We start from the raw sequence: 12,035 nt of genomic DNA, 5'->3' as shown, positions 1-12,035 counted from the left end.
TTGTGGCCGCCACGCCAGTCGAGCTGACCTGGTACGCCTGCGACCTGCGAACCGGCGGAATCATCGAGGAACTTTCCGCAGTCACCGCCGGGCAGGCGCTGTCCCGGCGGCTCGGCACCTACACCACCACCACGGTCGACCTGGCACTGCCTGGCGCGGCACGAGACTGGGAGTCCGCGACCGACCCGGGGCGGACCCTGCTGGTCGCGGTCGACCGGGCGGCCGATCTCCCACTGTGGGCCGGGATAGTGATTACGAGGGACGGCGGCTCCTCGGAGACCCTTGCGCTCGGCCTCGCCACCCCGGAGCGCTACCTGGACAGCCGGTATCCGGGGACCCATGGTCTGGTGCAGCAGGACCAGGCCGACGTCATCACCGCACTCCTGGCGCCCGTGATCAGCGACGATCTGTGTTTCGTCATGGACGCCCCTCCCACTGGGGTCCTCATGGACTACACAGTGGAGGACGGCGACGACCGCAGTGACCTGTCCTGTCTCCAGGAGCTCATGGGCGCCGACGGCGGCCCTGAATGGGCCGTGGACGTTGAATGGGCCCCCGGCCGAACCGGGTTCGTACTGCCGATCCGCGTCCGCCCCGCCATCGGCACCCAGAACGCACGGCCGGAGGCCGTGTTCGACTTCCCCGGGTGTGTCAGCTCCTACACCCTCGCCGAGTCCTACGAGCAGGGAAAAGGGGCGACCGTGGTGGTGGCCCGCGGGGAAGGAGAGGGCGCAGCCCGGCTGACGAGCGGCGAGCACGTCGCCACCGAGCTGCTCGCCGCCGGCTGGCCGAGGTGGGTGCACCGCTTCACCCCCGCCAGCGGTCTCACCGACCCCGCTCAGCTTGACGCGCATGCCGCGCGCGCCCTGGCGCTGATGCAGCGCGGCGCTGCGGTGTGGACGATCGACGCGACCGCTTCGGCATCACCGCGCCTCGGCCGGGACTGGGTACTGGGTGACTCCGTGCGTCTCTCTGTCGCCGGCTCGCTGCGGCATCCAGCTGGCGCCGACACGATCGCGCGGGCTTGGGGCTGGGAGCTCGACCCCGACGCCGACACTGTCCGGCCCATCCTGGTGGAGGACTGAGATGCCCACTCCCGCAGACCAGATCCCCGGTGGTCTCACCGGCCTCGCCCGCACCGTGGCCGACCTGAAGCGGCAGCTGGCCGAGCTCCGCGCCAGCCGGCGGGCGACCGCCACCGCAATCGGATCCGGCGGTATCACCGTCCAGAGCACGCCAGACGGACCGAAGATCGTCCTCGCGGCCGAGGGAGCAATCCCCGAAGCCGGCGGGACCCCGCCGGCGGTCATGGTCTACAGCGGCAGCGAAGCCGAGACCACCCCCGGCGGCCTCACCATCTACGTCACCGACGGCGTCCTCGGCACCGTGCCCGGACTACTCCTCGTCACACCCGACCTCGGCTACGACACCGCATCCGTCCAGCTCACCGGTGGCGCCTCCGACGACGACGCCCCATCAGCTGAGCTCCGCGCTGGCCGATCTTTCTTCAGCGTCGACCACGGCACCGGCACCGCCACCCTCTGGCTCGACTCGGCCATGACGGGGGTCGACTTCGATGCCGCCGGCGCCCGACCCAGCGCGGAGACCTGGACCGCGCTCCCCCTGAACAACGGCTGGACCAGCTACGGCTCCAGCTTCCAGCCCCCGGTCTACCAGCGGCAGATCGACGGCACGGTCCAGCTCGCCGGGCTCATTGCCCCCGGCACCCTCACCGCCGGGACCACAGTCGCCACCCTGCCTGCCGGGTACCGGCCGACAGCCGACCACATCTACCGCGTCAGCGCGGGCGCCGCGACCGCTGTCGCCGACATCTACGTCCGCTCCAGCGGCGCACTGACCATCCAGAACACCGCCGGCACGGTGGTGTGGCTGTCCCTGTCCACCATCCGATTCCCCCTGATCTGAGGAGCCCCCGTGACCACCACGGTCGTACACGAACACACGATCAAGATCGTCAACATGGAGTCCCTGGAGGAGCACTACTGGGAGCTGCGCACCCCCTTCCCCCTGCCCCTCACGGACACACAGCTCACCTCGATCATGGACATGGTCATCAGCGCCTTACCTGCCCCGACCACCCACGGATTCCGCGTCGCTGCGATCGTCCGCAGCACCTCCACCACTGTCGACACCACCAGCCGCACCCTCGGCCCCATCACCGTCCCGGGAGCACCTGCGTGACCCTCACCCTTGTCGGACTGCACACCAGCACCGAGATCACCGCGGACTACCTTCCGATCGACAGGCGGACCACAACCACCCGCGTCGTACTGCGCCGGGTCGTGCCCGTCGCCGCGGGCGACCACCTCGACATCGACGCCTGGGCCCGCGTCACCAACGAGACCAACCCCGGGTACGTCGTCGGGGTCGGCTGGGGCCTGCGCGCCCGCCGTTACGAAGCCGGCCCCGACGCCCCATGGGTCCGCATCAGCCCGTCCTGTGGCGACAACGTCGACCGGCAGCGCCACCACATGCCCCTCGCGATCAGCTCCGTTCACGCGATCCCGCAGGACTGGCCCGCCGGGCACCGGCTCACCGTCGCGCTCGTCGCCGATGCGCACTCCAGCGCCTCCCGGCCCGACGACGAACTCATCGTGGACGCGGGGTACGGGCACCTCACCGTCCGTCAGCTCCGCCCCGCCTGACACCTGCACCTGTACTTCCCCGCCCCGCGCCACGTCTGGCCGGGGCCTTCTCATGCCCTGGAGTGCTCATGGATTTCGGACAGGCCCTCGCGGCCATGAAGGGCGGCGCCCCCGTTGCGCGCGGCAGCTGGGAGACGGGAGTGATGGTCGTCTACCAGCAGGGCTATCCCGACGGCATCCCGATCAACGGGAACACCGCGCGGGCAACCGGCCTGCCGGAGGGCACCGTATGTCGCTTCCGCCCGTACCTGATGCTGCGCACCGCCGACGGCTTCGTTCCCTGGGTCGCCAACCAGACGGACCTGCTCGCCGACGACTGGGAGTGTGCCTGATGGCTGCACCGTTGACCGCCGACCGTCTGCTCGCTGCTCTCCGCGCGGAGGGCGTCCGCGTGGTGGAGGAGCCGGACTGGCGTACGCACAACCGCAACTCGAAGGGCCCGTGGGGTCCGGTGCACGGGTCCCAGGTCCACCACACCGTGACCAAGGGATCCGCGCGTACAGTCGCCATCTGCCGGGACGGGTACCCCGCCCTGCCGGGCCCGCTGTGCCACGGGGTGATCACGAAGGACGGCCGGGTGCACCTTGTCGGTCACGGCCGGGCCAACCACGCGGGCGGCGGGGACCCGGCGGTGCTCGCCCGTGTCATCGCGGAGGACTACGGCGACCGGCCGCCGAAGCCGACCAAGGGCAACGCCGACGGGGTGGACGGGAACCGGTCCTTCTACGGCTGGGAGGCGGAGAACCTCGGCGACGGGAAGGACCCGTGGCCGTCGGTGCAGTACGACGCGATCGTGCGGTCGCAGGCGGCGGTGTGCCGGGCGCACGGCTGGTCGGCGAAGAGCGTGATCGGACATCTGGAGTGGTCGGACGACAAGATCGATCCGCGCGGGTTCTCGATGGTGAAGCTGCGCGCGGATGTGGCGGAGCGCCTGAAGCACCCGGCTGGCTGGTCGCCACCGTCGAAGCCGACCACTCCCAAGCCCCCGGCCCCGAAGCCGCCCGTGCTGACGGTGGAGCAGCGCCTGGCCGCGCTGGAGAAGCGCGTCGACCTGCTGGAGGCCCGCCCGTGACCGTCATCGACTACGACCTCGAATTTCTGGAAGACGGCCGCACCATCGAGCTGATCAGCATCGGCATGGTGTGCGACGACGGCCGCGAGTACTACGCCGTCAACAGCGACATGCCAGTCGACAGGATCCTGAACCATCGGTGGCTGAAGGGCAACGTGTGGCCTCACCTGCCGCTGCGCGGCTACAAGCCTCCGCCGCAGATCAACGCCCTTCAGCAGAGCGACGGCGCACTGGACACGACGGACACGCGCGTGAAGCCGAAATGGGTCATCGCCAACGAAGTCCGCGACTTCCTCCAGGCCACCCCGGATGTCGAGCTGTGGGCGAACTACGGGGCCTACGGCCATGTCGCGCTCGCGCAGCTCTGGGGCCGCATGATCGACCTCCCCGATGGGGTGCCGATGTTCACGCACGACATCCAGCAGGAACGGGCCCGGCTCGGGCTGAGCTGGGACGACCTGCCCCGGCAGGAGTCCGGCGAGCACAACGCCCTCGCGGATGCCCGCCACAACCAGACCGTCCGGCACTGGCTCGCAGCGCGGGCCGCCACGGACAAGAAGTAAGGAGCCCCCATGTTCACTGCCGCTTTCTGGCGTTCGACCGGCGAGCGCGCGGTCCGTACCGCCGCTCAGGCCACCATCGGCGCGATCGGCGCCGACCAGCTCGGCCTCCTCGATGTCGACTGGGGCCAGGCCGCCTCGGTCGGCGGCCTCGCCGCTGTGCTGGCGGTCCTGACCGCCGTGGCGACGTCCGGCGGGACGGAGGGCCCGGGGCTCACCGAGACGGTGAGCGACCGGCGATGACCGTCGGCGAGACGTCCTCCGTCGCAGTAGAACTGGAGCGGATGCGCGGCACCTTTGAGACTGGCATGACCAAGCTTGACGGCAAGCTGGATGTCCTGGTGGAGCGTGGCACACACGCGGACCGGCGCATGAGTGCTGCCGAACAGGCCGCAGCCGCGCTCACCGCGCGAGTCGCGGCGGTGGAGCGCCGGGTGTGGATGGCATCCGGCGCCGCCACCATGCTCGGTGCCGGCGGTGGATACCTTTTCGCAGTCCTCGGCGGCTGACCATCACTTCTACAAGCCCCGCGCTCTGCCCCGTCACCCCTCGGGTAGCGCGGGGCCCGGGAGTATCTGGACCACATCGGCTGAACAGGCCCCCGTCGCCCCTTGCGGGCGGCGGGGCTTTCCTGCGTGCTGGGGACCCCGCGTTGGCGGGGACGATGCGCCTGGTCAGTCCAGCATTGCGTTCGGGTTCTCCATCTGCGCCCGATCTTCGACGTTGCTGCCGTCCAGCGGAAGCATGCCGCGCACGGCGTCCAGGATTCCCAGGAGGTCCTCACAGGCTGCGGTGCGCGCCCACGCCTTGATCGTGTCGGGTGATTCCGGGGCGGTGGCCTCGGCGGCCTCGTAGCCGTCGCTGGCCTCCTGCCGGGGGATCCGGTCCATCAACTCGTTGATGAGTTTGAGCATTTCGTAGGACAGATGGTGATAGCCAATTCCGGCCGGGATGCGCTCGTGCTGCTCCAGACCGGTGTTGAGCGCATCCCCCCTGCGGCCGTCGAGAACGTTGTCGAGCTCCCGCACCACGGCGCGCAGTCGGCCTGCCCCGGATGCCCGGAGGGTCTGGTAGGGGAGCGCGCGGCGGGCGGCGCGCACGAGCCACTGGTCTCGGCTGATCTGGGCCTGGTGGGCGGCGGTGTCGATGTCGTCCAGGAGCTCCTGGGGGTAAGGCGTGGTGACGGCCGCCAGGTTGGCGGGAGTGGTGGTCATCGGATCTCTTCCTGTCGTGGTGGTAGCGGGTCTGAGGGGCAGCGGCGCGGCTCGCGCGGCCTGCGGGATCCGAGTGCGGTGTTCCGCTCAGGACTGTTGCTTGGGGCGCCCGGGACGCCCGGGGCGGCTCGACTCCCACGCCAGAATCGATTCCACCTTCCACAGGGGCGTGTCGGAGATCCGCCGGTCCGGCTGCGGCGCCTGGCCGCGGGCGACGTAGCCGCGCATCGTACCCGGGGAGATGCCCATCAGGGCGGCGCTCTGGGCGGTGGTGACGTGGTCCCACATGTGCGTGATGGTCTCGGCGTCGCCTCCGGTCCAGCCCATGAGGTCCAGCACAGTCTGCCGCGAGGCGCCCAGACGCAGGAGGTGCGCCGTGATCGCCAGAAGAAGCTGAGGGCGGTCCGTCTGCCGGATCTCGCGGATTCGCCGCTCCTGGGCGGCGATCTTCTCCGCTTCCGCGAGGCGCTTGGCCACCCACCGGGGATCCTCGTATGGCTTCTCGCCGGCGTCGATCCGCGCCTGGGAGGTGACGGCCCGTGCGTGCAGCTCCCGGAACTCGCGGATTCGGGAGTCCCTGGCCGCCTGGTCCGCTGCCCGCTCGTTGTGGGCCCGGACGCCGTTCGGCAGAAGCCGGAACTCGTAAGGGGTCCCGGCGAATCCGCCGTCCAGCCCGTCCTCCTCCGCGTCGAGCCGGAGAAGCTGCGGCCGGGCGCGGTGGGCGATGATCGCCAACTTCGCGTGGAGGATCGCGGCGCTCATGGCGCTCTCGTCATCCCGGTCCGCCACGTGGGTGGTGTAGAGGTTGGTCAGGATGGGCGGCCGCGGTGTCTCTTCCTCGCCGGCGAAGTCCTGCGGGTACATCGGCCGGTGGGTGTCGGGGTCGGCCAGCCAGGCGGTGACACGGGCTCCGTCGCCGCCCTGGTGGCGCTCGGTCTCCACCAGATCGGTGTCATCCGCGTAGGGGCTCGGGAGTTCATCGCGCCGGCGGGTCAGGGTCGCGGGTTCCACAGGTACGTCGGACAGCGCCATGAGTGTCTGCATGAGCAGTAAATTACAGCGCTGCGCTGCAATTTGGCAAGTGGTTCGCCCCAACCCACCCGCCCGCGCGCCCCCTTCCCCCATCCGGCAGGCAGGGGGCGCCTCCGTTCCTGGTCAGTCGACCGCCGCTCCGAGGAAGACCACAGTCGGCCCGGTGCTTGGCTCGTCTGCGCACTCGCATTCGACAGTGGGCAGATCCGGCCGGCAGCCCGGCCGGTCGCAGCGGTGGTAGTAGAGGTTCTCCCGCCGACCGGTGCCGTAGCAGTCCAGGCAGTCAGGGCGGTGAGCTCGCGTCGTCATGCAGCCAGGATGCCGGGTGAGCGCGGCCCGTGCGGCCGAGTTGCACCAACACGCCCCCCATGTCAACTCCGCTGCGTTATGCGAGCGTTAATGGTCCGACTGGCGCCACCTCTACGCTGACAGGCATGACGGCACAGGCACTTTTACGGACATGGACGGCCACACTGGAGGGCACGGAAGGCCCGTCCGGAGACGCCGCGGCAGTCTTTACGACGGCGGACGGCACGATCGGTGCGGCAGTGGTGGATCTGATCGGCCACGAACCCGGCGCCACGGATATCGCGAGGCTCTTGGCCCAGGCGGCCGCCCGGGTCGCTGCCCGGCGGGGTCCGCTCGCGGGACTCCTGACCGCCGCCGAGCTGGTGGCCGATCCAGGGGCGGGCCCCAGCCCGGAGCCGACCGGTGCGGCAATCGTGGCCACCGCCCGGCCCGGGCGCCCGGTGGAGTTGGCGTGGATCGGGGACTGCGGCGCGGCGTCGTGGGACGGGACGGAACTGCGGGCCCGGACCACTGTGCACACCATGGGGCGATTTCTCCGTCAGCACGGCGCCACCACAGTGGACCTCGTGCATGACGACTGGATCCGCCTGTCGCTGACGGAGGCGACGGCCACCACCGTGGCCATGACTGAGGCGCCTGCGGGCGAGATGCTGATGCTCATGTCGGACGGGGTGTACGCCCCTCATCCGGGGCCGGGGGGTCTCGGCGCCAGCATGGTCCGCGCTGGCTCGGAGCACCCGCAGCGCCTGGCCGAGGCCCTGGTGGGCATCGGTGTCCGGCCGGCACAGAGCGGTCCCCGGGACGACGCCACGGTGGTGATCCTCGGCCCGGCCGGGTAGGTGATCAGGCGGCCTCGTACTTGTGGGCACGCCCGCCGCGCCATTCGATCAGCGCGCTGTCCCCGTCGACCAGCTGCTCGGCGTTCTCAAGGCCGGCCCGGCGCAGCAGCTCGGTCAGATCGCGGTCCGAGTAGGCGAGGCCGAGTATCTGCCCGCGGGCGGTGACGCGCCGGCCGCCGGTGGGGGACGGCCGGTGCACGGTGATCGGTGCGGCCATATGTCCAGGGTGCGCCCGGCGCGCGGCCGGTGCGCGTCGGCGGGGGTTCGATCGAATGCGTGAGCTGCCGGGCACCCTCAACTCAACGTACCCCCGTTGACATCGACGGGGGTACGTTGGATTATGGATGCCAGGAACACACCGAACCCAACCGGAGGACACCGCCACCATGCCCGTCACCACCGCCACCGTCGCCGACTGGGCCGCAGTCGAGGCCCACCTGCAACAGCACACCGGCGCGAGCGCCTACCCCCTCACCCGACTGAACGACCTTCAGGGCGAAGGCTTCCACCACCTCGTCCTGGACCCGCAGTCCCGTACCATCTGGTGGGCCTACGACAACGAACCGGTCGGCGGCCAGGGCTGGATAGTGGAGCAGTTCAGCCCCAAGGAAGCGGCCGAACAGCTCGACAACGCCATCGGTCCCGTCGAGGACCGGCTCGCCGAACTCGCCGACCAGCCCGAGGACTCCGCGTACGCCCAGGGCTTCGCCGATCTCGACCGCGACCAGGACACCATGGACGAGTACGCCGCCGTCCTGCGCCTCACCCTGGGCGAGAACCCGGCCGACGCGCGCATCCAGATCCAGGCCGAGCGCGAGCGGATCGCCCGCAAGGACGCCCTGTGGCAGCGGACCTACGCCGAGCTGGTGCGCGACCTCGCTATTGAGCATCGCGGAAACAAGAGCCAGGCCGGACGCATCCTCGGCATCACCGATGTCCAGGTCGGCCGCATCATCCGCGACGACAACGACCGGCGGAACAAGCTCACCGACGCCCTGGACAGCCTCCAGGACTGAACCCCAGGACCGACCGGCACGGGCGGGCCCCGCCCGTGCGGGAGGACGCGGGCAGGGCCTGGGGGGTCCCTCCCACAGGGGGTGAGGGAGGGTGGCCCGCCCGTTCACCATGGCACCGTTTCCAGCCACTGGGTAGAGGTCTGACCGAAACCCGGTCTGCTCAGTGGTTGCCGCTCGAACACGGACCCCGCTCAATAGATGTCGCGTTCCCATTGTCGTCATAGGTGGATGTGACGGTCACAGACCCATGGCAGTTCGAGTCCGGACACGACTCACTTGTCGAAACAACTGCACCCAAGGTGTTCACTCTTTTCAGTTCGTGGCGGCACTGGCCGCAGCGTCCGTAGAAATAGGTGCCTACCAGGCACATTGCGCACCGGCCGCCTGACTGCGGCTGGAGCGTCACCAGCTCCGTCTCCATGTGTCTCCTTTCCCCACAACGATGCACACAGTCGGACGCCAGATGCGGGGCGAACGCCGGAAATCAGCCACCACCGATACAACAGGGGACGTCGACGAACAGCGGGCCGTTGGGGCCTAGAGGAGGAGGCGAACCCCTCCCCTTCTGGTCGATGCCGGGCCTACGCTGAGGCCACACCGACGAGAGGGACGCGCCGTGGACTTCCCCGACGACATGACCACCGGCCAGCGAATCCGGCTGCTCCGAGAATCGCGCGGCATGTCCCGCGAAGTGCTTGCTGCGATGTGCGGACGGGGCCCGGATTGGCTGAAGAAAATTGAGACCGGCCTCCGGCCGCTCCGCTCCAACGCCCTGATCTTGAGGCTGGCCGCCGCGCTCCAGCTCTCCGACGCCTCGATCATCACCGGCGCCGATGGTGGCGAGGTCGCGCAGCCAGTTCAACTCGGCCGGCTTCACCATCCGCGGCTCCCGGCAGTGTGGGACGCAGTCATGCACCGCCGGATCATCAGTCGGCCTGCCCAGACGGCGGAGCCCGTGGAGGTATCCGTGCTCCAGGGCCGGGTGAACCAGACGTGGCAGCTGTGGCACATGTCCTCCGAGAACAGAACCGAGACCCTCAGGCTGCTGCCCGCCTTGATCCGGGACGCGGAGACGGCGGTTCGCGGGCTCGACGGCGACGAGCGGCGAGCCGCCCTGGTGGCGCTCTCCGACGTCTACCGGCTCACCGGCCAGGCGACCGCGTACATCGCCCCAGCAGAGCTGGCGTGGGTGGTCGCGGACCGGGCCATGACCGCGGCACAGGACGCGGACCGGCCGGCGACCATAGCGGCGGCGGCCTGGAACATGGGCAACATCCTCCGCGAGACGTCGTACGCGGACGAGGCGCTGCGGGTGGTCACCGACGCGGCCGATCTGCTCCGGCCGCACCTGGACGAGGCGCCGTCGGACTGGCGCGGAATCTACGGTGCGCTCCAGCTGCACGCCGCGGTGACGGCGGCCCGGGACGGCCGGTCCGGGGACGCGTGGCGGTACTGGGGCGCCGGCGACCAGGTCGCGAAGTCGCTGCCGGCGGCGTACGTGCACCCCAGCACGGTCTTCGGCCGGGCGAACGTCGACTTCCATGAGGTCAGCGTGGCGGTGGACCTTCAGACCTCCCGCCGGGCGCTGTCCATCGCGGACGAACTGGACCCCGACTCCATGCCGTCCGTCGAGCGGCGGGCCCGCCTGTGGGTGGAGGTCGCCCGCGGGCACCTCCAGCGCGGTGACACCACGGCCGCGCTCCACGTCATGCAGATGGCATACAGCATCGGCGCGGAGACGGTGAAGTACACCCCGTCCGCACTGACGGCGGTGACCGGCATCTGGCAGTCGGCGCCCCGGGCGCTGCGGCCGGAGGCGGCCCGGCTTGCGGCCAGAATCGGCCTCGCGGAGGCGGGATAGGGGGACAGTTTGGGTACCGGGGACACTCTGTCCCCGTTACCGTCCGGTAGGCCATCTACGGTGACGCCTCCGTCACTCACCTCCGGGAGAAACAGATGGCCGCACTGCCCCACGCCTCACCCCGTGCCGGCGCCACCCCCACATGCGACCCCACTACCGGCGAGGTCCGCATCCCCCTCACCCTCTGGCTGCTGGATCAGCAAGTGAGCGAGCCGGACCTCGTCCTGTCGGCAGCAGAGTTCGATCGGCTGCATGCCAGCCTTACTCGGCTCCGGGGGCACCGCTCGTGATGACGATGAGGGTGTACCGAGTGAGCCCCGGGGGCGAACGCCTCCCCGTCTCGCCAACGATCGTGGTCGGTGACCCGGAAGGGCCGCCGTTGCCGCTGGAGCCCATGAAGTCGAGCAAGTACCCGCCGTGTGCTTGCCCTCGGGACACGTGCCCTGACCGCGGCGAGCGGCTTCCCGTGTCCCGGCCCGGCTAGTGGCCAGAAGGCCCGGAGGTCGCATGCCCGTGAGTGGACGAACCGCTCACGACGATGACTGGTCTGAAGGCAGCGGTAGTGAGACAAAGCTACCGAGCCCCGGTTCGGTGTAGATCAGACCTTCGTCCCGCAGCGCCTTGTGCACCTTCTGCGCGGTTGCGACGGCTACCCCAAATTCGCCTGCCAGCCCCAGGACAGAGGGGACCCGCGTACGGGGTGGATAGGTGCCGTCGGCAATTCGAGCCCGCATCACGGTGGCGACCTGCTTCCAGCGTGGCACATCCGGCACAAAGTTGATCATGGAGACACGCTAAGCATCCCACCCCGCACTAGGCGAGACGCGGTATGCCTAGTACCCCGTAGTACGCCTAAGATCACAACGTGAACAAAACCCCCGCGACCGCGGACACGGCCCGGGGGAACGGACGACGCTTCTGGGAGCATCGACATGGAAGACTCTAGCGATCCAGGACCCCACCGGATCCCTCCGCGCTCTGACTGGTGCCACTGGCACAACGGCCATTCAGAAACCACGATGGCTGTGCGGACTACGGAACGGCAGTCAGGCAGTCCTTACAACCTGACAGCCTGCGCCGCGTGCCGGAGTGAGCACAATCTCAACGCGATCCAGGTACTCCGTGAATTCTGCATCTACTGCCAGCTGCCGGTGGATGCCACCGAAGCGAACCGAGTCGGGGATCCGGAGTCGATGAGCGGGGCGCGCTCCGACTCTTACGCCCACCCCCACCCTTGCCCGGATGCCAGGGCTCCCATGCCGCGTCGCACCTCGCCAACCCTCACGGAGTACCTGAGCGCCGGCTGACCTGCCAGCTACCGGAACCGCCTGCTGATCGAGGAGTGGAAGCCTTGATCGGGCAGGTGACACGCCCCGTTGTCGAGGAGTGGAAGCCTCGACAACGGGGCGCTTTGGAGTGTGAAAGATGCCAGGAAGCGCTGTACGTGTTTTCTCAACGTTCAGTAG

17 protein-coding genes and 1 pseudogene are annotated in these 12,035 nt (G+C 69.6%); 13 read left to right on the top strand and 5 right to left on the bottom strand.

From position 1 onward, the window contains the following. Nucleotides 1-2: 2 nt before the first annotated feature. The 9 genes from AAFN69_RS33485 (at nucleotide 3) to AAFN69_RS33445 (ending at nucleotide 4,807) form a co-directional block, all read left to right on the top strand. Entirely contained in the window at nucleotides 3-1,085 is a 1,083-nt protein-coding gene (locus AAFN69_RS33485) for a hypothetical protein (protein ID WP_347732694.1), read from the top strand. Nucleotide 1,086: 1 nt separating this feature from the next. Next, nucleotides 1,087-1,926, top strand: coding sequence for a hypothetical protein (locus AAFN69_RS33480; protein ID WP_347732693.1), 840 nt, complete (start codon nucleotides 1,087-1,089; stop codon nucleotides 1,924-1,926). Between the two features lie 9 nt (nucleotides 1,927-1,935). After that, nucleotides 1,936-2,202, top strand: coding sequence for a hypothetical protein (locus AAFN69_RS33475; RefSeq protein ID WP_347732692.1), 267 nt, complete (start codon nucleotides 1,936-1,938; stop codon nucleotides 2,200-2,202). Further along, nucleotides 2,199-2,666: a hypothetical protein gene (locus AAFN69_RS33470; RefSeq protein ID WP_347732691.1), complete on the top strand. Its 468-nt coding sequence runs from the start codon at nucleotides 2,199-2,201 to the stop codon at nucleotides 2,664-2,666. The genes AAFN69_RS33475 and AAFN69_RS33470 overlap by 4 nt, the downstream gene beginning before the upstream one ends. A 68-nt stretch (nucleotides 2,667-2,734) precedes the next feature. Then, nucleotides 2,735-2,998 carry a DUF2829 domain-containing protein gene (locus AAFN69_RS33465; protein ID WP_347732690.1) on the top strand — a complete coding sequence of 88 codons (264 nt, stop codon included), beginning with the start codon at nucleotides 2,735-2,737 and terminating at the stop codon, nucleotides 2,996-2,998. After that, on the top strand, nucleotides 2,998-3,738 hold the full coding sequence (locus AAFN69_RS33460; RefSeq protein WP_347732689.1) for an N-acetylmuramoyl-L-alanine amidase: 741 nt from the start codon (nucleotides 2,998-3,000) through the stop codon (nucleotides 3,736-3,738). Before AAFN69_RS33465 ends, AAFN69_RS33460 begins: the two co-directional genes overlap by 1 nt. Next, nucleotides 3,735-4,301 carry a 3'-5' exoribonuclease gene (locus AAFN69_RS33455; protein ID WP_347732688.1) on the top strand — a complete coding sequence of 189 codons (567 nt, stop codon included), beginning with the start codon at nucleotides 3,735-3,737 and terminating at the stop codon, nucleotides 4,299-4,301. The genes AAFN69_RS33460 and AAFN69_RS33455 overlap by 4 nt, the downstream gene beginning before the upstream one ends. A gap of 9 nt (nucleotides 4,302-4,310) precedes the next feature. Continuing rightward, nucleotides 4,311-4,541 (top strand): holin, encoded by a 231-nt coding sequence (locus tag AAFN69_RS33450; protein ID WP_347732687.1) that lies wholly within the window; start codon nucleotides 4,311-4,313, stop codon nucleotides 4,539-4,541. Further along, nucleotides 4,538-4,807: a hypothetical protein gene (locus AAFN69_RS33445; protein WP_347732685.1), complete on the top strand. Its 270-nt coding sequence runs from the start codon at nucleotides 4,538-4,540 to the stop codon at nucleotides 4,805-4,807. Before AAFN69_RS33450 ends, AAFN69_RS33445 begins: the two co-directional genes overlap by 4 nt. 165 nt (nucleotides 4,808-4,972) lie before the next feature. On the opposite strand, the gene AAFN69_RS33440 is transcribed toward AAFN69_RS33445, so the two are convergent. The 3 genes from AAFN69_RS33440 to AAFN69_RS33430 form a co-directional block, all read right to left on the bottom strand. Continuing rightward, nucleotides 4,973-5,512: a hypothetical protein gene (locus AAFN69_RS33440; RefSeq protein WP_347732684.1), complete on the bottom strand. Its 540-nt coding sequence runs from the start codon at nucleotides 5,510-5,512 to the stop codon at nucleotides 4,973-4,975. Between the two features lie 87 nt (nucleotides 5,513-5,599). Next, entirely contained in the window at nucleotides 5,600-6,556 is a 957-nt protein-coding gene (locus AAFN69_RS33435; protein WP_347732683.1) for a hypothetical protein, read from the bottom strand. Nucleotides 6,557-6,667: 111 nt separating this feature from the next. After that, entirely contained in the window at nucleotides 6,668-6,853 is a 186-nt protein-coding gene (locus AAFN69_RS33430; protein WP_347732682.1) for a hypothetical protein, read from the bottom strand. Between the two features lie 125 nt (nucleotides 6,854-6,978). Between AAFN69_RS33430 and AAFN69_RS33425 the strand changes: the two genes are divergently transcribed. Beyond that, nucleotides 6,979-7,692 carry a hypothetical protein gene (locus AAFN69_RS33425; protein ID WP_347732681.1) on the top strand — a complete coding sequence of 238 codons (714 nt, stop codon included), beginning with the start codon at nucleotides 6,979-6,981 and terminating at the stop codon, nucleotides 7,690-7,692. 4 nt (nucleotides 7,693-7,696) lie between these two features. On the opposite strand, the gene AAFN69_RS33420 is transcribed toward AAFN69_RS33425, so the two are convergent. Next, on the bottom strand, nucleotides 7,697-7,909 hold the full coding sequence (locus AAFN69_RS33420) for a hypothetical protein (RefSeq protein ID WP_347732680.1): 213 nt from the start codon (nucleotides 7,907-7,909) through the stop codon (nucleotides 7,697-7,699). Between the two features lie 169 nt (nucleotides 7,910-8,078). On the opposite strand from AAFN69_RS33420, the gene AAFN69_RS33415 reads away from it, so the two are divergent. The 3 genes and pseudogenes from AAFN69_RS33415 (at nucleotide 8,079) to AAFN69_RS33405 (ending at nucleotide 10,569) form a co-directional block, all read left to right on the top strand. Beyond that, nucleotides 8,079-8,708 (top strand): hypothetical protein, encoded by a 630-nt coding sequence (locus AAFN69_RS33415; protein ID WP_347732679.1) that lies wholly within the window; start codon nucleotides 8,079-8,081, stop codon nucleotides 8,706-8,708. A 634-nt stretch (nucleotides 8,709-9,342) separates the two neighbouring features. Beyond that, nucleotides 9,343-9,462, top strand: a pseudogene (locus tag AAFN69_RS33410) (helix-turn-helix transcriptional regulator); the annotation flags it as partial. Between the two features lie 201 nt (nucleotides 9,463-9,663). Continuing rightward, on the top strand, nucleotides 9,664-10,569 hold the full coding sequence (locus AAFN69_RS33405) for an XRE family transcriptional regulator (RefSeq protein ID WP_347732777.1): 906 nt from the start codon (nucleotides 9,664-9,666) through the stop codon (nucleotides 10,567-10,569). Nucleotides 10,570-11,099: 530 nt separating this feature from the next. On the opposite strand, the gene AAFN69_RS33400 is transcribed toward AAFN69_RS33405, so the two are convergent. After that, the gene (locus tag AAFN69_RS33400; protein WP_347732678.1) at nucleotides 11,100-11,354 is read right to left on the bottom strand and encodes a GntR family transcriptional regulator; all 255 of its coding nucleotides are present in this window, start codon (nucleotides 11,352-11,354) and stop codon (nucleotides 11,100-11,102) included. Nucleotides 11,355-12,035: the final 681 nt, after the last annotated feature.

The sequence above is a fragment of the Streptomyces sp. CAU 1734 genome (assembly GCF_039888735.1).
Lineage (GTDB): Bacteria > Actinomycetota > Actinomycetes > Streptomycetales > Streptomycetaceae > Streptomyces.
This window is presented reverse-complemented; position numbering and strand designations above follow the sequence as displayed.